Genomic DNA, 21295 nt, shown 5'->3' with positions numbered 1-21295 from the left:
TTGTATCGGGTCAGATACTTTGCACCCGCGGCCCCGCCCTACTTACTTCTTCTTGCTGGCTGCCGCGGCGCGTTGCTGCTCCTTGAGGGCCTCCTGCAGGCGTGCGGAGAATCCCCCTTTCTTCTTGGGTTTGGCCTTGTTGGCTTCCAGCTTGACGCGCAGCTTCTCCTGATCGATGATGATGTTCTTGGTGATCACCGTCTGGGCGATGTTGAACACGTTGGAGAAGAAGAGGTAGCAGGTCAGACCGGCCGCGAAGCTGTTGAAGAAGCCGAGGAACATGAGCGGCATGATGTACTGGAAGTACTTCATCATGGGCTGGGCCGAGTAGTCCATGTGCCGGCTGTTGTAGTAGGCGTAGATGACCGTGGTGACGGCCCAGAGTACGGCAAACAGGCTCAGGTGACCCTGCATGAAGGGGATCCACTCGGGCAGCCGCAGGATGCTATCGTAGGTGCTCAGGTCATTGGCCCACAGGAAGTTTTCCTGCCGGAATGTGATCGAGGCCGGGAAGAAGCGGTAGAGCGCAAACCAGATCGGCATCTGTAGCACCATGGGCAGACAGCCACCCAGCGGACTGGCCCCGTACTCCTGGTACAGCTTCATGGTCTCCATCTGCGCACCGGAGGCATCGTCCTTGTGCTTGGCCTTGATCTTTTCGATCTCGGGCTTCAAGACCTGCATCTTGGTGTTGCTCACCAGCATCTTGTAGGTGAGGGGATACACGAGCATCTTTACCAGCAGGGTCAGGACCAGAATGGCGATACCCATATTGCCGATGAAGCCGGACAGGAAGTTGAACAGCGGACGGATGATCCAGCGGTTAATGGAGCCGAAGATGGAACTGCCGAAACTGACCACGTCGGACAGATCGTAACCGATCGCCCGCAGGCGTTCAAATTCATTGGGGCCTACGTAGAACGACATGCCGAAGGTCTCCGAGCCGGAGGTACCGATGGGTAGCTGGATGTCGGAGATGAGGGCCTTGAGCTCGTCGTCCTGTAGCCGATCCTCGTCGGCCACCGTAGTGAGCACGGCGCTGGTGAAACGGTCGTCGGCGATCAATGCGGAGGTGAAGAACTGCTGCGAGCCGGCCACCCACTTGAGGGGCTGCTCGTCGAGCTCCTCGGTATCGTCGCTGGTGCAGGAGCAGTAGTCGGTGTCGTCGTCGACGGGCTTGTAGTACAGGGTGGAGTAGCTGGCTTCGTACTGGGCGTTCTTCTCGATCTTGTCGAGGTAGTTCTCCCAGTGCAGCTGCACCGTGCCGTTGGTGTTGGCCATGACCTGGTTCAGCCCTTCGAACTGTATATCGTAGTCGATCAGGTAGCCTTCGTCCTCCAGCGTATACCGCTGCTCGAAGTAGCCGCCGCCGTCGATGGATGCCCGCAGGCGCAGGGTGTTGCCCTCCAGTGTGGGCTGGAAGTATAGGTCGCTGGTCCGTACCCCATCGCCGCTCACGCCGCTGACGGGAATGATGTACTCAAACTTGTTCTTCTCGTCTTCCAGCAGCAGCAGGGGTAGACTGATCTCGCTGTCGTCGGCTTGCTCCACCACCTTGGCGTACTGCTTGAGTTCGGCCTGGCGGATGGTACCGCCCTTGGTGCTGATGGTCAGTTTAAGCAGGTCGTTCTCCAGTACCACATCCTCGGCGGTACCGGCGGCCGAGGGGGCGAAGGCACCGAAGCGGCCGCCATACTGCGCCAGGCGGGCGGAGTCGGATAGGGCGACGGGTTCAACGCCAGTCTCCTCTATGTCCAGGGGGGCCAGTTCGTCCGCGGCGCGCAGCTCGGCTTCAGTAAGGGCGGCAATACTATCCTGGTAGCGTTGTTGCTGCTCGATCTCAGATGCACTGGGTGCCACGACCCACTGCCAGGTCAGGAACAGCAGCATGATGAGCACAATACCAATGATGGAAGTTCTGTCCATCTCCATAGCTTAGTTCTTTTTCCGTATCATTCCCCCAGTGCTCCTTCCGCAGCAGCTCCGTTCGGGGCCGCAAAGGTACGCACCCCACGTCTATGCCCCTTCCCCCAACCGATCAATCTACTGGTCTGCCCGACCAGCACCTTCGCGATGCATACCGTCGGGCGGACTACACGGTAAACGGTCAGCGGCTTAAAATAGGTCAGCCACACCCCGAATTTGACCGCTGGCTGGCAGAGCTCGGGCACAGCAGCTACACCATTCTTACCGCCTACAATCCGCTTTCCACTCCCCTACCCCAGGTGGTCAATGCCGCCCGCCACCGCACCCTGACCGCCCTGGTGGATCAGCTTCGGTACGCTCACGTAGTAGCCAGTGGTAGCGACCCGGCCGGCCACTGGCCCGATGAGCACGGACTCTGCCTGTTCGACCTGCCGGAAGAAAAGAGTATTCACCTGGCCCGACTATACGAGCAGCACGCGATCGTGGTGGGTGGATTAGGACGTACGCCCCGGCTCCTGTACCCCTGAGACGCGGTAAATATCCTCGATGACCTTCACCACCGCCCGTCCTTCCTCCGCCGTAGTAGCCACTGGCGCTCTGCCGCGAAGTACGTCCACCACATTGTCGATCACGAAGTGGTGGTTGGCGGCCGACCCCTGGTAGGGCCCGTAGTTGTTCGGCGGGGCACTGGGCGGGAGCGCGGGTGCAAGGAGTCCCTCCACGTGGCAATACTGCAGTTCATTCATGTACTGCCCCCCCAGTTTGACCGTGCCACGGGTGCCGATGGCGGTGAGCGTGGATTCGAAGTTGCGGTCCCAGATGGCGGTACTGAAGGTCAGGCTCCCCAGTCCACCATTCGGCAGACTGAAGTGCACCATTCCGGTATCCGCGAAGTCGTGTATGGCGGTGTGCGTCTGATTGGCAAACTGCGCGTGGAGTACCTGAATGTCTCCGAATGTCCAACAGAGCAGGTCGATAAAGTGGGCGAACTGGGTGTAGAGCACCCCGCCGTCCAGCGTAGCGTCTCCGTGCCAGGCGTGCGGACTACCGTCGGCCAGGCGGTAGTAGCGGTCGTCGCGGTTCCAGAAGCAGTCGAGGTGTACCTGCAGGATCTGCCCGACGTGCTGGCCTGCTACCAGCTCCTTGAGCCATGCGGCGGCTGGGCTGTACCGGTTCTGCATCACGCCGAAGACGTGCAGCTGCCGCTGCCGGGCCAGCGCGATGAGCGCATCACAGTCCTGGGTGCGCAGCGCCATGGGTTTCTCGATCACTACGTTGCGGCCGGCGCGGAGGCACTGTAGTCCCTGACTGGCGTGTAGACCATTGGGGGTGCAAACGACGGCAACGTCGAAGGCCTGCCGGCTGAGTAGCTCATCAAGTCGCTTGTAACAGGCGATTGATTCGTCAACCCCCTCCGGCCACTGGATTTCCGTCTTGCCCAGCGGATCGCACAGGGCCACCAGTTGCGCCTCGGGGTGGGCAGCAATCAGGCTGGCGTGTCGGCGGCCGATGTGACCTACACCGATCACGGCAAAGCGTATGGGGAGTTGGGGGCTATCCATAAAGGCGCGCCAAGGTACGCGTAGCGGCGGCTATGTCGGCTATACCGGCACGACCGCTCCGTCTTCCAAGCGGTAGGTACCGCTCTCAGGGCACACTGCCACACCCGCTGCATCGAACTCCAGACGGTGCCCCGCCCGGCTCATCCACCCCTGCTGCCGTGCCGGAGTACCTACTACTAATGCGTAGGCCGGTACATCCCTGGTCACTACCGCACCGGCCCCCACGAAGGCATATGCGTGTAGGGTGATGCCGCAAACGATGGTAGCATTGGCTCCAATGGTCACTCCCCGCCCCACTATGGTAGTCGTGTATGCGCCACGCCGATTGATGCCCGCCCGGGGGTTACGCACATTAGTGAATACGGCAGACGGACCGATGAACACCTCCTCTCCGACGTCCAGACCGGCGTATAGGCTTACATTATTCTGCACCTTGGTACCCCGGCCTACGCGTACGCCGCTGGCTACGAAGACGTTCTGTCCGAGGCTACAGTCGGCACCGAGCTCACAGGCCATAAGGTGACAGAAGTGCCAGACTTTAGTCCCCCTGCCGATCTGAGCTCCCTCATCGACCACGGCCGTAGGATGTACGTAGTAATCCATCAAAAGACGATGAGCAGACCCAGTCCGCCGACCAGCAGAATCTTGATCTGCAGGCTGAGCTTATGGTAGTCGACTTGCTGTCGCGCCCGCGCCAGTTGTCCTAGGATAATGAGTACGATCACGAGCAGCAGCCCGATGCAAATCAGCATCGGCGGCTGCATGAAGGCCGGCCATCCCAGGAATACCGGACTCAGGATCGAGACCACCACCATCACGCCCAGCATGATGGCCAGTCGCCGACTCGTGGTCACGCCCAACAGTACCGGTAGCGTACGCCGCCCCTCCTGCTGGTCGCCCCGTAGGTCTTCCAGGTCCTTGACCAGCTCCCGCAATAGGGTGGCCACCAGTGCGAACGCCATGAAGAGCACGCACACCCGCAGGGTATCCGTGCCCAGGGCGGGGTTGACCTCCAGCAGCGTAGCCAGCGCACGACGCTCGGTAACTACCAGAATACCCGGCACACCCGCACAGTACAGCGCCACGAGGAAGTTGCCCAGAAAGGGGATCTTCTTCAGCGTAGCGCTGTACAGCGCTAGCATACCGATGGCCAGCGGAAAGATGAAGAGTAGCTGCCGCTCCCCCAGCCGCAGGGCCAGGAGCAGGGCGAAGAGGTAGCCCACGAAGACGATGGCTCCGAACAGCCACTGCACGTTGGACCGCCCCATCTTGAGCACCATATTCTTGCCCGGATGGTTGATGGCGTCGATGCGCACGTCACGCAGGTCGTTGACCAGGTAGCCGGAGGCCGTGATGGCCAGGGTGACCAGACACAGTTCGAAAAATTTCCAGGGCCGCAGCACCCCCGCGATACCCTCCGCATCCAGCGCCGGCAGAATGATGCGGTAGTACACCAGCACTTGCGTGAGGGCTACTACCAGCAGATTCTGTAGTCGGATCAGCCGGATGAAATCGATGAGGGGCAGGGATGGCATACGGCGCAAACTTACTTCAGCAGCATCCGACTGATGACCAGACGCTGAATCTCCGAGGTGCCCTCCCCGATCGTACAGAGCTTGCAGTCGCGGTAGAACTTCTCCACCGGGTAGTCTTTCGTGAAGCCGTAGCCACCGAATATCTGTACCGCCTCGTTGGCTACCCGTACGCTCGTTTCGGAGGCATAGAGCTTTGCCATGGCCGACTCCCGGGTCACGGGCGCGCCAGCGTCCTTCAGTTTGCCGGCATTGCGGGTCAGCAGCTCCGAGGCTTCGATCTCGGTGGCCATATCGGAAAGCTTGAAGGCGATCGACTGGAAGCGGCTGATGGCCTTACCAAACTGCTCGCGCTCCTTGCTGTAGGCCAGGGCGGCCTGCATAGCTCCCTTAGCGATACCCAGGCTCAGGGCGGCGATGCTGATGCGTCCGCCGTCCAGGATTTTCATACTCTGGATGAAGCCCTCCCCTACCTCACCGAGCACGCGGTCGGCGGGCAGGTGGCAGTTCTCGAAGATGATCTCAGCCGTCTCGCTGGCGCGCATGCCCAGCTTGTCTTCTTTCTTACCGCCGCGGAAGCCGGCATCCCCCCGCTCGACGATGAAGGCCGTCATGCCGTGGCTGTCGAGCAGCTCTCCGGTACGGGCGATCACTACGGCTACCTCGCCGCTGATGCCGTGGGTGATAAAGTTCTTAGCTCCGTTCAGGATGTAGCTGCCATCCTCCTGCCGCTCGGCTACGGTGCGCATCCGGCCGGCGTCGGAGCCGGTATTGGGCTCGGTCAGTCCCCAGGCCCCCAGGTGCTCGCCGGTGGCCAGTTTAGGCAGGTACTTCTGCTTTTGCTCCTCATTGCCGAACATCAGGATGTGGTTCGTACAGAGCGAGTTGTGGGCCGCTACGCTCAGGCCAATGCTGCCGCAGACCTGCGCGATCTCGTCGATGACCGTGATGTAGGCGTTGTAGCCCAGTCCGGTGCCACCGTACTCCTCGGGGACCAGCACACCCATGAAGCCGTACTCCCCCAGCTGGTGGAACAGGGGACGGGGAAAGTGCTGTGCCTCGTCCCACTCCATCACGTGGGGAGCGATGTGCGTGCGGGCAAAATCGGCCGCGCTCTGGCGGATCATCTCCTGCTGCTCGGCCGTAGCGGCTTCAGTAGTGGCGGTGGCGGAAGTAGGTATGGCAGTCATAAGTACGGGTGGTAAAATGGTTAGTGGCTTGTTGTTAAAATGTTAAAGCGGGGCAAATGTTACCGGGGCGGGGCCGAAGTAGCGAAAAGAATTCATTTGGCGACTGTATAAAGCAGCGCACGGAATAGCTGCCAAAATCAGAACAAACCGGCTAATGTTTCTCAAATCTGAGATGTGCGGAATTTAAAGTTTTGCAGGCGCTCTAAAGGTACATAAAACCAATATTAATTCGGCTGCGGAGGAGCAACTTGCCTGTTTAGCGACCGTTACTCAAGCGACCGAGAACCCAACAGCGTGAAGGCTCAAATTTACCGATATGTCCGCCGTATTTAACCCCACCTTAGTACTTCTTTTACTCAGCTTTTCCGTTTCGGCACAGTCAGTGTTCGATGCGTTCTACGGGCCGGAGGTCAACCGGGCCGTTGCCGTCACCCTTACCCTGCCCCTGGATAGTATTGCAGCCCGCAGCCCCAACGAGCAGGCCGGTCAGCTGACCTTCGCCGACCACAGCGGCGCGGTGCGCACGTTCGGTGTCGACGTATCGATCCGCGGTAAGTTCCGGCAGACCAAGTGTGGCTTTCCGCCTCTTAAACTGGACTTCGACAAGAGCGAGCTTCGGGCCAGTGGACTAGCCAAGCACGATAAGTACAAACTGGTGGCCGCCTGCTATGCCGATAGCAGCGCCCAGATCCTGATCCTCAAGGAGTACCTGGCCTACCGGGCCTACGCCCTGCTCTCCCCCGAGGCCCACTTCCGCACCCAACTGCTGCGCATCACCTACCGCGATGCCGCCGCCGCCCAAGCCGAACGGACCGAGTACGCCTTCCTGATCGAAGACCCCGACGAAATGGCGGAGCGCGCCGGCGGCGAGGAGTCCGACGATATGCTGGGGCTGACCCCCAACCGCTACGCTCCCACCGCGGAAGCCACCCACGCCCTGGCGCAGTACCTGCTGGGTAATGGCGACTGGAGCCTGACCCTGCAGCGCAACGTCAAGATCGTCACCCTACCCAATCAGCAGCTAGTGCCCGTAGGCTACGACTTCGACTTCAGTGGCTGGGTGGGTGCGCCCTATGCCTCCCCGTCCCGCGACCAGGGGCAGCAGAGCATCTACGAGCGGGTGTACCTGGGGTACCAGCAGAGCGACCGCACGCTGAACGAGGTGAACCAGGCCTTCCGCAGCCGCCGCCGCGACCTGCTGCGCCTCATTGCCGACTTCGACCTGATCGACAAGCAGGAGCGTACCGTACTGCAACGCTTCGTGCAGCGCTTCTTCGACGAGGTGGGTGCGATGAGTACTAACACCGAGCAGGAATTTTACCGGCAATTGCGGGGCCAGACGGCATCGGTCATACCCCCCGGTGCCCGGCCCAGCTTCTACGGCAGCAGCGCCCGCTAAGCTTAGCTACCTTTGACCCTATGATTATTCCCAGCCCGACCCGCTCACGCGCACAGGAGAGCCGTGCCGCCGTACAGCGTCTCTACATTGCCATGCGCCACCTCCTCATCCGTGGGAGCTATAAGCCCGGGGGGATGAGCGGTAAAACGCTGATGGATAATCTGATGATCCTGCGTCCCGAGATCTACGGCTCCATCACGGATACCGAGCGGGTCGAGCTCAACGGATTGCACTACGTCTGTCAGCGCCTGCCCAAGGGGATCGAAGAGTGCCGCTTCATCCGGCTCATTACCCGAGAAGGCTACGAGAACAGCCACTTCACCCCCATGGTGCCCCCCAAGCGCCGCCGCAATGCCTACCGCATCGACGAGCACGAGCTCTACATCGAGATGACCCGCGGGCGCAGCGACATCTACGATATCCTCACGCACCTGACCTTCCTCTACGCCGAGGCCAGTAAGGTGTACCGCAATAGCCTCGACAGCAAGGGCCGCCAGAAACGCGAGTGGCGGCTGCTGGCCGAGATCGTCGAGCACGAGCGCAAGGGCGAGGACTTCAGCCGCGAGACCGCCTATACCTACCTCAGTACTCTACTGGGCCGCACCTACGACGAGATCGTAGCGGCCAGTCAGCGCTTTGCCGACGAAGAACACGTCAACTCACTCTTTCACGTCACCTACTGGCTGGGGCATCTGGCCAAAGGAGAGTTCGAAGACGATCTGGATCGGGAGGTATCGTTTTCCAGCAGCCTGCGGGAAAAGACCGGTCACCACTACTACGGAGAGCAGTGGGCTGAAGCCGTCAAGGAAGTTCTGCTGGATAAGGACCTGATCGAGCGGCCACTACACATCGTGAGCGCGAACCTGCACAGCATCATGAACGCCCTCTTCGCACCCGCGGCCACCGCCCAGAAGCTGCGTGGACACAAGACGGTGTTCGACGTAGCGCGTACCCTATCGCAGCCCGACTACCGCAACCTGCGCCCAGTGGTGACCCAACTGGCGCTGAAGAACGGCATGACCGAACTCATCGACACCAGCGGCAGCAACATCGGCGTGCAGGTGTTCGATACGGCCGCCTTCGACCCCAAACACGTGAGCGACGAACTGGGCTTTGCCCCCGCCGAGCGCCGGGAGGATGCGCCCGTCATCCTGGTGATGGACTACGCCTTCGGCGAGCAGGCCTACGAGAGCATGGACGAGCTGCTACGCCCCTACCACGTGCCGGGCAGCGACCGCGTCTACGACATGCCCGTAGCCAGCATCAACATCATGGGCAAGGCCGGTATCCTGGAAGGGATCAAGGGCGATCTCATGATCCCGGACGCCCACATCTTCGAGGGTACGGCCGATAACTACCCCTTCACGAACGACTTCACCGCGGAGCAGTTTGCCGATCAGGGCCTGGGTGTGTATAGCGGGCCCATGGTGACCGTGCTCGGCACCAGCCTGCAGAACCGCGAGATCCTCGAATACTTTCTGGAAAGTAGCTGGAAGGCCGCCGGACTCGAGATGGAGGGCGCTCACTACCAGAAGGCGATCCAGGCCGCTACCCACATCCGCAAGAGCGTCAATCCGGAGCTTAAGTTGCGCTACGCCTACTACGCCAGCGACAACCCCCTGGTGACCGGCCATACCCTGGCCAGCGGCAACCTGGGCGTGGACGGCGTAAAGCCAACCTACCTGATCACGGTAGAGATCCTCAAGCAGATCTTCGCCGGCTAAATCGCTATACTATCGAATTGCGCCGACCGCGCCGCCGTCGCCACAGGGCGACGAGCACGGCGGTCAGCAGTACGATGGGCCAGATACTGATGAGCCCGAGGACTAATTCCTGGATGAGTTCCCAGCCAAATACCGCTGCGCTACCTACGCGATTCCAAAAGCCCCGTTGGTAGGCTGTACCCGTGTCGCGGTAGTCCTGCGTCTGGTAGAGTACGAGGGTGAGGGTAGAATAGCTCACCCGGTCGCGCAGGTAGCGCAGCCTACCCTCCTGGGCTTCAATCTCTTCGGTGACCCGGCGAATCTTCTCCTCGGCGTTCAGAATGTCTTCGACCTTCTCGGCGCGTTGGCGCAGGATCTCAATGTAGCGGTCGCGCACCTCGCGTTTGGTTTCCAGACGACTTTCCAGGTCCAGCCACTCTTCGGTGACGTTCCTGCTGTCCAGGTTCTGGTAGTCGATGTGCTCGGTCAGGCGCGGCAGGGCGTCGAGTACCGGCTGCAGACGATCGGCGGGCAGGCGCAGCACCAGTTCGACCTGCAGCTCGTAGGGGGAGTTGCTACGGTGCTGACTGGCTACGAATCCGCCGCGCTGCGTCAGCAGGGCATTGAGTTGGGCCAGGGCGCTGTCCAGATCGGCCACCTCGGCGCGCGCGGAGGCGGTGTAGATGATCTGCTGATCCGTCTCAGTAGGTAGTGGCTGATCGGGTGGCGCGTCACCGGCACGCGCATCGTGTACCCCTTCAAATTTTGAGATGGCTTGTGCGGTTTCGGGTGCACGGTCACAGGTACACAGTAGCAGGGTAAAACACAACAATAGCAGGCTACGCATCGGCAAGTGATTTTACCCTAGATGCAGGCAAACGCTAAAAAGCATACGTGCCGACTATAATTCGCTGAACCCTCCCACAGTTAAGTGGGTATAGACCCCAAGTTAAACCCAGCCCCCCTTGCGTTACCTCTACCTAGCCTTAGCCTGTACCTTCCTTCTTCCCCTCCATGCGCAGCAGACCGCCACTGATCGGGAGATCGACCCGAAGACCGAGTCCGTGTACCGCGTCCGCACCCTCTACGAAGGCATCGGCGGCCTCGGCCTCATGCTGGGCAGCACCGCCGGTATCGATGCCCTACGCGACAAGCCCGACATCAGCGACGAGGACCTCACCCGCCTCCAAAATACCGAGACCGGCCGGCTGGATCGCTGGGGACTGCAGCAGGACGCCCTCCAGCGCCGCAACGGTGAAGACGCCAGCGACCGGGTGTTCAATGCCGCTATTTTACTCCCCATCGGACTGTTCATCGACAAGAAGTTTCGCAAGGATTGGCTCGACATCGGAGTACTTTACCTGCAGGCCCATGCGCTGAGCGCGGCGACCTATGCCTACAGTCCCCTCGGCCCCCGCTTCATCGACCGCTACCGGCCCATTGCCTACTACGACGAGCTGAGCTTCGACGACCGCCGCGCGGGCAACAACCGCAACGGCTTCTTCAGCGGCCACGTATCCACTACGGCCGTCGGCACTTTCTTTTTCACCAAGGTGCTCTCCGACTACAACCCGCAGTGGACGGGCGGTCAGCGTGCGCTGGCCTTTACCCTGGCGGCCCTACCACCGGCTTATGTAGGCGTGCAGCGGGTACGCGCCCTCAAGCACTTTCCGACGGACTCGGTGGTGGGTCTGGGTGTAGGGGCATTCTTCGGCATCATGGTCCCCCACGTCCATAAGGTGTGGCAGCGCAAGCACCTCAGCAGGTTGAGCATCGGCGGTCATTACGGTGACGGAGCGGGTAGCGCCGGATTCAGCCTCACGTTCTAGGCGGGCGCGGACGCAGGTGCGAAGTTTCGGGCGGAAGGCTATCTTTCGCAACACTTACCCCCTTCGTTCATGCTCGACCTACTCAACATTCACGACACCGCACAGGCAGATATTAGTTACCGACACGTAGGGAGTACCGACATTACCCGCTACGAAAAGATGCACGTGGAGGTGTTCCGCGATTCCGGACAGGCCTCCATCGCCGTGGCCCACGAGATCGCCGACCTGATGCGGGACAAGGCCTCCCGCGGCGAGCCCTGCGTACTGGGTCTGGCAACCGGCTCCTCCCCCATCCGGGTGTACGCCGAGCTAGTACGGCTCCACGAGCAGGAGGGGCTCGACTTTAGCCACGTCATCACCTTTAACCTAGACGAATACTACGAGCTGCCGCCGGCCAATCGCAACTCCTACTGGTACTTCATGCACGACCACCTGTTCAAGCACGTGAACGTGGCACCCCGCAACATCAATATTCCCAAGGGTAACATCCCGCTGGACGAGGTGTACCGCCACTGCATGGACTATGAGGCCCGCATCCAGGCCGCCGGTGGTCTTGACTTTCAGCTGCTCGGTATCGGTCGGACCGGCCACGTAGGCTTCAACGAGCCGGGCAGTAACTCGCGCTCCCTCACCCGCCTGATCACGCTCGACCACCTCACCCGGGTAGATGCGGCCGGCGATTTCCAGGGTATCTCCAACGTGCCGACCCGCGCGATCACCATGGGCATACAGACCATCAATCAGGCGCGCCGCATCGTACTGCTGGCCTGGGGGCACAAGAAAGCCGAGATCATTCAGCGTACCGTAGAGGGAGAGCGCACCTCGGAGATACCGGCTACCTACCTGCAGGAGCACCCCAACGTCACGGTCCTACTCGATGAAGAATCCAGCGCCGAGCTACGCCGCTTCAGCACCCCCTGGCTCGTAGGTCCCTGCCAGTGGACCGACATGCTGGAGCGCAAGGCCATCGTCTGGCTCAGCCGGCATACCGAAAAGCCTATTCTCAAGCTCACCGAGCGGGACTACAATAGCAATGGGATGTCTGATCTGCTGGCACTACACGGCTCGGCCTACGACCTCAACATCCGCATGTTCAACCAGCTACAGCACACCATCACGGGCTGGCCGGGCGGCAAGCACGGCTTCGACGATACTTTTCGGCCCGAGCGCGCCGACCCGGAAGTGAAGCGGGTGATCATCTTCAGTCCACACCCCGACGACGACGTGATCTCCATGGGCGGCACCTTCGAGCGGCTCATCACGCAGGGCCACGACGTGCACGTAGCCTACCAGACCAGCGGCAACAACGCGGTCACCAACGCCGATGCCCTCCGCTACGCCGAGTTTAGCCGTGACCTGACCGATACCCTGGGCACCAGCACCGCCAGACTGGACTTCATCATCGAGGAGCTCAGCGATACGACCACCGGTGGCACGGCCGACTCGGCGGATATACGGCGCATCAAGGCACTCATCCGACGCGGGGAGGCCGTGGCCGGCGCGCGCTTCGTAGGGGCTGCCAATGATCATATTCACTTTCTCGACCTACCGTTCTACGAGACGGGCAGCAACCGCAAGAACGAGCTCGGGGAGGAGGACATTCGTCTCACCCGTGAGCTCATCGAGCGGATACGCCCCCACCAGATCTTCGCGGCCGGCGACCTGGCCGATCCCCACGGTACCCACCGGGTCTGCCTGGATGCGATCTTCATCGCCCTGGCGGAGCTAAAGGCGGAGGCACCGGACTGGCTGGCGGACACCCGCCTGTGGCTCTACCGGGGTGCCTGGCAGGAGTGGCCGATCCACGAGATCGAAATGGCCGTGCCGATGAGCCCCGCCCAGGTTGAGGCCAAGCGCAACGCCATCTTCTTCCACCAGAGCCAGAAGGACGGGGCCATGTTCCAGGGAGAGGACAACCGCGAGTTCTGGCAGCGGGCCGAGCAGCGTAATCGCGAGACGGCTCAGCTATACAACCAGCTGGGGCTGACGGAGTACGAGGCGATGGAGGCCTTTCGCCGCCGCGAATTCTAGGGGTACACACTTTTTGGCTGCTGCTACGGGTTAATAGGGTGCGTTTATGCTGCACCGCCGGACTTTTGTCCGGTGGGCAGTCTGCTTTCTGTCTCTCATATACACCCCGGCTTCCGTGTCTCATCAACTACTGCGCTTTTGCGTGAGTTTCTGCCTCATCATTCTGCTTCCTTCACTTGCCGCCGCCCAGGAAATCTGTGATAACGGCCTGGATGACGATGCGGACGGGCTAATCGACCTCAACGATACAGCCGACTGCAGTTGTGCCCTGCCCGCCACTACGACCTCCCTACTCCCCAATCCATCCCTGGAAGAGTTCGCTTCCGACCAGGCGGGGTGTACCTCCCGGCAGCCCGGTGGACTACCCGATGCGGTAAACCAGGCGAACTGCCTGGTGGGCTGGCAGCGGGTGTCCCTCGGCACCACCGATAGTTGGAACGCCTTCACCCTGTCGAATGCCGGGCCGGCCTTTCCCTCCGCCCTACCCCAGCCGCTACCCAGTGGTACCGGGGTGGCGGGTTTCTGGGTCGGTGTGCGGGACTCCCCCCGCCTGCGGTACCGCAACGGGGACGGCTCCTTTGCAGCGAATTACCGGGAGTACCTGGCTGCCTGCTTTGAAAACGGTGAAACCCTCCGTCGGGGAGAGAACTACCGGCTCACCTTTTCTCTGGGCTTTATGGAGCCGCAGACCCTGGAGTCCAATAGCTCATCTACCCCCATCGCACTGAGCTCGCCCAACCCTATCGAATTAGCCATCTACGGCGTCCGGGAGTGCGGTCAACTCAACTTTGGTGAGCATTACGGGTGCCCGGAAGAATCCGAGGCCGCCGGCTACGAACTCATCACCACGGTAGAAGTAGTAGGCAGCCCGGGAAGTTGGTCTCCTACCACCGTAGACTTCATCCCGCGTGGTGAGTATGCCGGCTTCGCTATCGGAGGCTCCTGCAGGGACGATATCCGGCAGCCCAACGGCAGGGGGTACCGGAACTACTACTTCATCGATGATCTGATCCTGAACGTAGCCGAGGCCTTCGACCCCCCGGTGGCCGGTCCGGTGTCCGTAGCCGGCCAGACCATCTGCGCGCCGGAGATCACGCTACGCGGACGCACCCAGCCGGCGGCGACGTACCAGTGGTACCACGACGGCGTAGCGCTCCAGGATGCTACCGAACCGGTACTGGTCATCAAGCCGTCTACCACCATCGATGGTGCCTACGCGATGCGGGTCACCACACCGGCGGGCTGCGCGGTGACCGAACCGGTACGCATTCAGCGGCCCATTCTGTACGATCAGATTGCCGATAGTGTAGCCCTCTGCCGGCGGGGGCAGGACGTGACCATCTTTGCTCCCCAGACTACCGGCGCGACCTATAGCTGGAGCACGGGTAGCACCGGGCCCTTCTTCACTACTTCCGAGCCCGGTACGTATTCCGTGACCGTCAGTACGGCCTGCCTGCAGCGGGTAGAAGACTTCGTGGTCACCGATACCGAAACGCTCTCCTATCGCTTTACCATAAGCCCGGAGCGGCCCTGTATCGGCGATACCGTCACCGTGCGGTTGGAGTCCGACTGGTACATCCCCGCGGCGGCCTACCGTATGCCCGACAATAGCTTCTACTACGTAGACCATTCCACCCCCCCCGTGCAGCTGGTCGCCGGTCAGACCGATCGGCTGCAGGCCTTCGTACTCACCACCTGTGGCCTGCAATTCGAAGAGATCGAGATCCCGGAGCTCACCCCCTTCCTGGCGGAAGCCGACCTGCTGGATCTGAACTGTCATGGACCGAAGGGTAGGATCAGTCTGACCGTACCGGCTGACGAGGTAAGCTACACCTGGACCGACCCCCAGGGAGTGACCCTCGCCGGAAACGGCCCCGGGGTCACTGCCCTCACGTCGGGCACGTACACCGTAGCCCTGGACGGACCGGACCATTGCCCTACGACACTGGACTACACCCTGACCGACAACGACAACTTCAACCTGTCAGTAAGTGCTACCGACGTGAGCTGCGGCAACGATGCCACGGCGCTGGCCCTGCCTACCGGGGGTACGCCACCCTACCGCGTGGATTGGCGTAAGTCCGTCGACGAATCACCCCTGGGAGCCTCCCAGCCCGTGGCGCGCGACCTCGATCGTGGCGGCTGGCACGCGATGGTGACCGACAGCAATGGGTGCCAAACGGCTACTGATTTTATCGTCAAGGGCCCGGAGCGCCTGCGGGTAACGGCTACGGCGGACTACGCCGCCTGCCACTCAGATACGGCCGGCACGGCCACCGTGCAGGTGCGGGGGGGAACGGCGCCCTACCGCTACGCTACGACCACCGATATGCGACAGCGCGATAGCGCCCACCTCACCGGTCTTACCGCAGGTGTACACCAGGTGGTGGTCGAAGACGCCCTGGGCTGCACCTCCTACCCCTACCCGGTACAGGTACGGCTACCGGCTACTTTCGCACTGGACGCCGGCCCCGACCGGGAGATCGCCTGGGGAGAAACGGTGGTCCTCGATGCTACGGTCGACGGCGTAGACCATAGCGCCGGGGAAGTGCGGTGGACGCCGGATGCCGACTTACACTTCCCCGATACGCCGCTGAGTGAACTGCGCGTAGCAGCCACCCCGTCCGAAACAACGACGTATGCCGTCACCTTTACCTCGGCGGAGAACTGCAGCCGTACCGATAGTGTCACGGTAGCCGTAGACCGCGAATCGCGGTTGTATGCGCCCACCGCTTTCAGCCCCAATGGAGACAACACCAACGATCAGTTCACCCTCTACACCAACTCGGTAGTAGTAGCAGTGCAGCAACTCCACATCTACGATCGCTGGGGGAACATGGTCTGGGAAAAACCCAGCGAGGGTGCCGCGCAGTGGGATGGCACGTTCGGTGGTCAGCCGGTAAACCTGGGGGTCTATGTGTACCAGGGTAAGATCCTGCTGCGTGATGGAAGTATCGATACCGTACAGGGTAGCGTGTTGCTTACCCGCTAGGACGAGATGTGTTAAAGGACCGCTTTGCGTGACCCGGACCGAACTTGTGGGCTGTGTCCCGGTTTAAGTTGTATATGTATTGCGCTTAGAATAAAAATATTTTATCTTAGCGTCGTCTTATACACTATTGAACTAAACACATCTCCTCGTGACTTTCACCCGTTCGATCCTCATAATGAGGATGTGGGTGCCGTTGCTCGCCTTCCTTTTGGTCGGCCCTTCCGTTTCTGCTCAGGAATTATGCGCCAATGCCATCGACGATGATGGAGACGGCCTGATCGACCTGGACGATACGGCAGATTGTAACTGCGCACTCCCCGCCTCTACCCTCTCCCTACTTCCTAATCCCTCCCTGGAACGCTTCGACGCGAGTCAGTCAGGCTGCGCCTCCGTGCAGCCCGGCGGCTTACCCGATGGCACCAACCAGGCCAATTGCCTCACCGGCTGGGAACGGGCCAGTCTCGGCACCACCGACGCCTGGAATGCCTTCACCTTCACGGGTGCCGGACCGGACTTCCCCACTACCCTACCCCAGCCCCTGCCCAGTGGCAGCGGCGTAGCGGGCTTCTGGGTGGGTATCCGCGATGCCTACGACAGCAAGTTCTATAACGGCGACGGCAGTACGACCCGGCAGTACCGGGAGTATCTGGCGGCCTGCCTGGTGGATGGACAGCGACTGGTGGCGGGACAAGCCTATCGCTTCACCTTTTCGCTGGGTTTCATGGAGCCCCAGACTTCCCCGGCGGCGGAGGGGCCGATCTCCATCCAGTCGCCCGACTCGGTCGAGCTCGCCGTGTACGGCATCAGGAGGTGCGACCAACTAAACTTCGGTGCCTTCTACAACTGCCCCGAGTCCGCCGGTGCGGAGGGTTACGAACTGATCGCCACGCTGACCGTCTCCGGTCGGGCCGGTAGCTGGACGGCTGCTTCCCTGGATTTCACCTCCCGGGGCACCTACGAAGCCATCGCGATCGGTGGTTCCTGCGCGGCCGATCGGGGACGTCCCGACGGTGGGCTGTACCGCAACTACTACTTCATCGACGACCTTCTCCTGAATACGCCTGCGGCCTTTGCCCAGCCCGTAGCCGGACCGGTGCAGGTCGATGGACTTACCGTATGCGATGACCTCACGCTCATCGGCCAGCCACAGGCCGCTGCTACCTACCAGTGGTACCGCAACGGGGCCGCCCTCACCGGAGCCACCTCTTACACGCTGGCCCTACAGGCAGGCGCGGACGTGGACGGCACATACCGCCTGCGCATCACCACCAACGCTGGCTGTGCCACCACCGCTCCCGTAGTGATCCAGCGGCCCGTCGTGTCCGACTTCTTCCCCGACACCCTAGGCTTCTGCACCCCGGGGGATACGGTTACCGTCACCCCCACCCGTCAGACGGGAGCTACCTACCAGTGGAGTGATGGAAGTACGGGCGATCAGTTTCGCGTAGCCGCGCCGGGCACCTACCGGGTCACGGTGACCGAGGCATGCGTCGAGCATGTAGAGTCGTTCGTGGTCTCTCCATCACCGAGCCTGAGCTACACCTTCGAGCAGCTTTCCGTACCCTGTGTGGGGGATAGTGTAAGCTTGAGGGTACGGACCAACGCCCACAACCCGAAGCTGTTCTTTCGCTCCTATCCGGATGAGGCACGCCTCATGCACCGCGACGGGATTGTCCGGATAGCCGCCGGTCAAGCGTCCGCCGTCCTGGCATTCATTGACGATGGCTGTACCCTGGTACTCGATACGCTATGGATCCGTACGGGTATTCCCCTGGACATTGCGGCCCCGTCAATCGATCCGATCAACTGCGCGACCGACACCGGCCGCATCGCGATCAATGTGCGTACCGAGCAGGCGGTAAGCTATCGCTGGACGGACGCACGCGGTCGCCCCATAGGCGACAACGCCTCCGTACTCACTACTCACGTACCGGGAGAATACACCGTGGAGTTGCGGGCCGACGGCTACTGTACCCAGTCGTTTACCTACCAGATCGAGGGTACGCCGCCCCTCCAAATGACCACCACCGTAGATCAGGGGGATTGCCAGCTCACCGGCGACGGTAGCATCACGGTGTATGCAGCCGGTGGACGACCACCCTACAGCTACAGCCTGAACACGGGTATACCACAGTCCGGCCCCACGTTCCAAAAGCTCCCCGGTGGTACCTATACCGTCAGGGTCAGGGACGCCAGAGGATGCACGACCGAAACGCGGGCGGTACTCTCCGTACCTACCGCTCCTATATCTATACGACAAGAAACGCCCTATGCAATACGTGCGGGCGAGACGATCGTACTGCGTACCAACCTGAGTGAGGTAGCCTCCCCGGCGGAGCTATCCTGGTCACCGACCGACGGACTGAGCTGTTCCACTTGCCCGGCACCTGCGGCCGCGCCCCTGGTCACGACGGTCTATACGGTGAGCTATACGGACGCCCGCGGTTGCACGAGCGACGACCGTGTCACGGTAGGAGTAGGCGGTACGTATGCGGTGTACGCCCCCTCGGCGTTCAGCCCCAACGGGGATGCGCACAACGACCGCTTCACCCTGTACCGGGGAGACGGCGTGGTGGCCGTCACTGAGCTGCGGATATTCGACCGTTGGGGGGAGCTGGTGTACGAACAGACGACCGGAGAGGACCGGGGCTGGGACGGCACGTTCCGCGGCCGGCCCGCTTCCAGTGGAGTATTCCTGTACGTCGGCAAAGTGCTGTTAAGCAGTGGTGTACAGCAGTTAGTCAAAGGTTCGGTTACACTGGTAAACTAGCTACTGCGCAGCCCTGCCTGTAGTCCCTGTAGCTCGGCTAGTCCGCGCATGCGTCCGTACAGGCTGTAGCCGGGGTTCGTGCGGCGCTCGCGGTCGCCAAAGAGGGTGAAGCCGTGGTCGGGCCGGAAGGGTACGTTGCCCTCCCCCTGCAGTAGTTCGCGTACTACGGCGGCCATATCGACGTCTCCCTGCAGGTGGCCGCTCTCGGCGAAGCTCTCGTGGGGCGCCCGCCGCACGTTGCGCAGGTGGACGAAGTGGATGCGATCGAGAAACTCCCGGGCCATGGCCGGCAGGTCGTTGTCGGAGCGTGAGCCCAGCGAGCCGGTGCAGAGGCAGAGTCCGTTGGCGGGTGCGTCAACCATGGCGAGTAGCTCGCGGAGGTCATCGGCCGTAGAGACGATCCGGGGCAGCCCCACGACGGGCCAGGGCGGATCGTCGGGGTGGATCGACAGCTTCATCCCCTCCTCCGTAGCCGTGGGCACGACCGCCTCCAAGAAGCGTTGCAGGTTGTCTTTGAACGTGCCCCGGTCGATGTGCAGGTAGGGGGCGATGGCGTCGCGGAAGCTAGCCAGGTCGAAGCTTTCCTCAGAGCCGGGTAGTCCCTTCAGCATGGTGGCGCTGACCTCCTCGCGATCGGCGGCCGACATACCTTCGTAGTGGTCGGCAGCCAGCTCTACTATCTCGGCGGGGTAGTCGGCGGCGGCGTGCGCCCGGGCCAGAATAAAGCAGTCGAAGGCGACCAGGTCCAGTCCGTACAGGGCTACCGTGGTGCCGCCGGGTACGGGGACGGCCAGGCGGGTGCGCGTCCAGTCCAGCACCGGCATGAAGTTGTAGCACACGGTGGTGATGCCCTCGGCGGCCAGGTTGCGTAGACAGGCCTGGTAGTTGGACAGCAGGACGGGAGCAGCCTCGGTGTGCTGCTTAATGCCCTCGTGTACGGGTACACTTTCCACGACGGACCAGTCCAGCCCCTGTAGCTCCTGCTTGCGCTGGCGGATCTCCGCCCGGCTCCAGACTTCGCCATTGGGGACGTGGTGCAGGGCCGTGACGACGCCCTCGATATCCAGGGCGGCGACTTCGTCGATCGTGATGGGGTCGTGGGGGCCGTACCAGCGCCAGGTGGAAAGCATAAATAAGGGGTTAGGGAGTTAAGGGGGAGGAGGGGTTAAGGATGCGTATTAGCTCGCGATCTGTACCTCCTTACCGGTCTCCGCGGATTCAATGATAGCACGAATAACGGCAATATCTGCCTTACCCATGCTCCCCGGTGCAATCGGTTGCGTTCCGTTGCGGATCGCCAGGGCATCGTCGTCCATCTGCAGGCTCTGCTGATTGGGTACGGGGGGGCCGAGCACCTTGCCGTCGCTGGTCTTACCCTTCACGCCCTGGTAGGGCTGCATGGGCTGCATCTCGTACCAGCCGTTTTCAGCCTCTATATGTAGCTCATTGTATTTTTCTACTACACTGGTCTTGCCCTCGGCCAGCATTCCATCCGGGTAGCGCAGGGTATAGGTAGTGGTGAGGTCTACCCCGTTCGGGCGGTCCTGGCGTTGCTGCGTAGCCCGTACTACGGCGGCGGGAGACAGTTGCGTGCCGTAGCGTAGGCCGTTGACGGTGTACACGCCCATATCGTACAGCGCCCCGCCGCCCATGTCGCGCTGTCCGCGCCAGTAATCGGCTGGTGGCGGACTACCAGCATATCCGGCATAGGAGCGGGCGGAGGTCAGTGCGCCGTAGGTACGGTCCTTGGTGAGCTGGATCAGCTGACGCGTATTGGGTTCGTGTAGCATCCGGTAGCCGATGGCGAGCTGTACACCCTGCTCCGTGCAGGCGTCGATGATCTCCTGGCACTGGGCGGGGGTCATGGCCATGGGCTTTTCACACCATACGTGCTTGCCCGCAGCGGCGGCGCGTACGGCGAAGTCGCGGTGGGTAGCCGTGGGCGTGATCACGTAGATGATGTCGATGGCATCGTTATCCGCGATGTCTTCCATGCGGTCGTAGGTGTAGCAGTTTTCGTCGGCTACTCCGTACCTATCCTGCCATTCGGGTAGTTTATCGGGGCTGCCGGTGATGAGTCCGCGTAGTTCGCAGTGCTGGGTGAGCTGCAGGGCGGGAGCGATCTGTCCCTTGGCGTAGCCCCCCAGGCCGAGTAGTGCTACACCGAGTTTACGGTCGTCAGCGGAAGGGGGCGGGGACGCGGGTGCGGGGTCGGTAGCCGGGGCGGACCGGGCTCCACAGGCGACCAGGCCGGGAGCGAGCAGTAAGCCAGTAGCGGCGGTAGTGGATTGGCGGAGGAAGCGGCGGCGGGAGGCTTTGGTGGGTAGCATCGGTCGGTATTAGTACCGAAAGAACGGTACG

General features: G+C 61.7%; 15 protein-coding genes. 7 read left to right on the top strand and 8 right to left on the bottom strand.

Going from position 1 to position 21295, the window contains the following annotated elements; genetic code table 11:
• Positions 1–42: 42 nt before the first annotated feature.
• Complete coding sequence (gene yidC, locus MJQ68_RS04780; RefSeq protein ID WP_238749872.1) at positions 43–1926, bottom strand: membrane protein insertase YidC; 1884 nt, start codon at positions 1924–1926, stop codon at positions 43–45.
• 92 nt (positions 1927–2018) lie between these two features.
• Between yidC and MJQ68_RS04775 the strand changes: the two genes are divergently transcribed.
• A complete protein-coding gene (locus tag MJQ68_RS04775; protein ID WP_238749871.1) occupies positions 2019–2453 on the top strand; it encodes a DUF3293 domain-containing protein in 435 nt (144 codons plus the stop codon).
• On the opposite strand, the gene MJQ68_RS04770 is transcribed toward MJQ68_RS04775, so the two are convergent.
• Genes MJQ68_RS04770 through MJQ68_RS04755 form a run of 4 tightly spaced genes read right to left on the bottom strand, consistent with a single transcriptional unit; the run spans position 2421 to position 6210 of the window.
• A complete protein-coding gene (locus tag MJQ68_RS04770; protein WP_238749870.1) occupies positions 2421–3488 on the bottom strand; it encodes a Gfo/Idh/MocA family protein in 1068 nt (355 codons plus the stop codon). The genes MJQ68_RS04775 and MJQ68_RS04770 overlap by 33 nt on opposite strands.
• Positions 3489–3527: 39 nt before the next feature.
• On the bottom strand, positions 3528–4091 hold the full coding sequence (locus MJQ68_RS04765) for an acyltransferase (protein WP_238749869.1): 564 nt from the start codon (positions 4089–4091) through the stop codon (positions 3528–3530).
• On the bottom strand, positions 4091–5023 hold the full coding sequence (locus tag MJQ68_RS04760; protein WP_238749868.1) for a UbiA family prenyltransferase: 933 nt from the start codon (positions 5021–5023) through the stop codon (positions 4091–4093). The genes MJQ68_RS04765 and MJQ68_RS04760 overlap by 1 nt, the downstream gene beginning before the upstream one ends.
• Before the next feature lie 11 nt (positions 5024–5034).
• Complete coding sequence (locus tag MJQ68_RS04755) at positions 5035–6210, bottom strand: acyl-CoA dehydrogenase family protein (protein WP_238749866.1); 1176 nt, start codon at positions 6208–6210, stop codon at positions 5035–5037.
• Between the two features lie 316 nt (positions 6211–6526).
• Between MJQ68_RS04755 and MJQ68_RS04750 the strand changes: the two genes are divergently transcribed.
• Together MJQ68_RS04750 and MJQ68_RS04745 are read left to right on the top strand one after the other, a co-directional pair.
• Positions 6527–7609, top strand: a complete 1083-nt coding sequence (locus tag MJQ68_RS04750) for a hypothetical protein (RefSeq protein WP_238749865.1) — start codon at positions 6527–6529, stop codon at positions 7607–7609.
• A 20-nt stretch (positions 7610–7629) separates the two neighbouring features.
• Positions 7630–9333, top strand: coding sequence for a DUF6909 family protein (locus MJQ68_RS04745; RefSeq protein WP_238749864.1), 1704 nt, complete (start codon positions 7630–7632; stop codon positions 9331–9333).
• Positions 9334–9337: 4 nt separating this feature from the next.
• Here MJQ68_RS04745 and MJQ68_RS04740 read toward each other — a convergent pair whose 3' ends face one another.
• Positions 9338–10159: a DUF4349 domain-containing protein gene (locus tag MJQ68_RS04740; RefSeq protein ID WP_238749863.1), complete on the bottom strand. Its 822-nt coding sequence runs from the start codon at positions 10157–10159 to the stop codon at positions 9338–9340.
• 118 nt (positions 10160–10277) lie between these two features.
• Here MJQ68_RS04740 and MJQ68_RS04735 point away from each other — a divergent pair, with 118 nt between their 5' ends.
• The 4 genes from MJQ68_RS04735 to MJQ68_RS04720 all read left to right on the top strand — a co-directional run bounded on the left by MJQ68_RS04735 (position 10278) and on the right by MJQ68_RS04720 (position 18934).
• Complete coding sequence (locus MJQ68_RS04735) at positions 10278–11141, top strand: phosphatase PAP2 family protein (protein WP_238749862.1); 864 nt, start codon at positions 10278–10280, stop codon at positions 11139–11141.
• 69 nt (positions 11142–11210) lie between these two features.
• The gene (gene nagB / locus MJQ68_RS04730; RefSeq protein ID WP_238749861.1) at positions 11211–13172 is read left to right on the top strand and encodes a glucosamine-6-phosphate deaminase; all 1962 of its coding nucleotides are present in this window, start codon (positions 11211–11213) and stop codon (positions 13170–13172) included.
• A 115-nt stretch (positions 13173–13287) separates the two neighbouring features.
• Complete coding sequence (locus MJQ68_RS04725) at positions 13288–16164, top strand: gliding motility-associated C-terminal domain-containing protein (RefSeq protein WP_238749860.1); 2877 nt, start codon at positions 13288–13290, stop codon at positions 16162–16164.
• 187 nt (positions 16165–16351) lie between these two features.
• Positions 16352–18934: a T9SS type B sorting domain-containing protein gene (locus MJQ68_RS04720; RefSeq protein WP_238749859.1), complete on the top strand. Its 2583-nt coding sequence runs from the start codon at positions 16352–16354 to the stop codon at positions 18932–18934.
• Here the strand turns inward: MJQ68_RS04720 and uxuA are convergent.
• A complete protein-coding gene (gene uxuA, locus MJQ68_RS04715; protein ID WP_238749858.1) occupies positions 18931–20064 on the bottom strand; it encodes a mannonate dehydratase in 1134 nt (377 codons plus the stop codon). The genes MJQ68_RS04720 and uxuA overlap by 4 nt on opposite strands.
• A 48-nt stretch (positions 20065–20112) precedes the next feature.
• Positions 20113–21264: a Gfo/Idh/MocA family protein gene (locus MJQ68_RS04710; protein WP_238749857.1), complete on the bottom strand. Its 1152-nt coding sequence runs from the start codon at positions 21262–21264 to the stop codon at positions 20113–20115.
• Positions 21265–21295: the final 31 nt, after the last annotated feature.

Origin of the sequence: Neolewinella maritima (genome assembly GCF_923081025.1) — a bacterium.
Taxonomy (GTDB): domain Bacteria; phylum Bacteroidota; class Bacteroidia; order Chitinophagales; family Saprospiraceae; genus Neolewinella; species Neolewinella maritima.
This window is presented reverse-complemented; position numbering and strand designations above follow the sequence as displayed.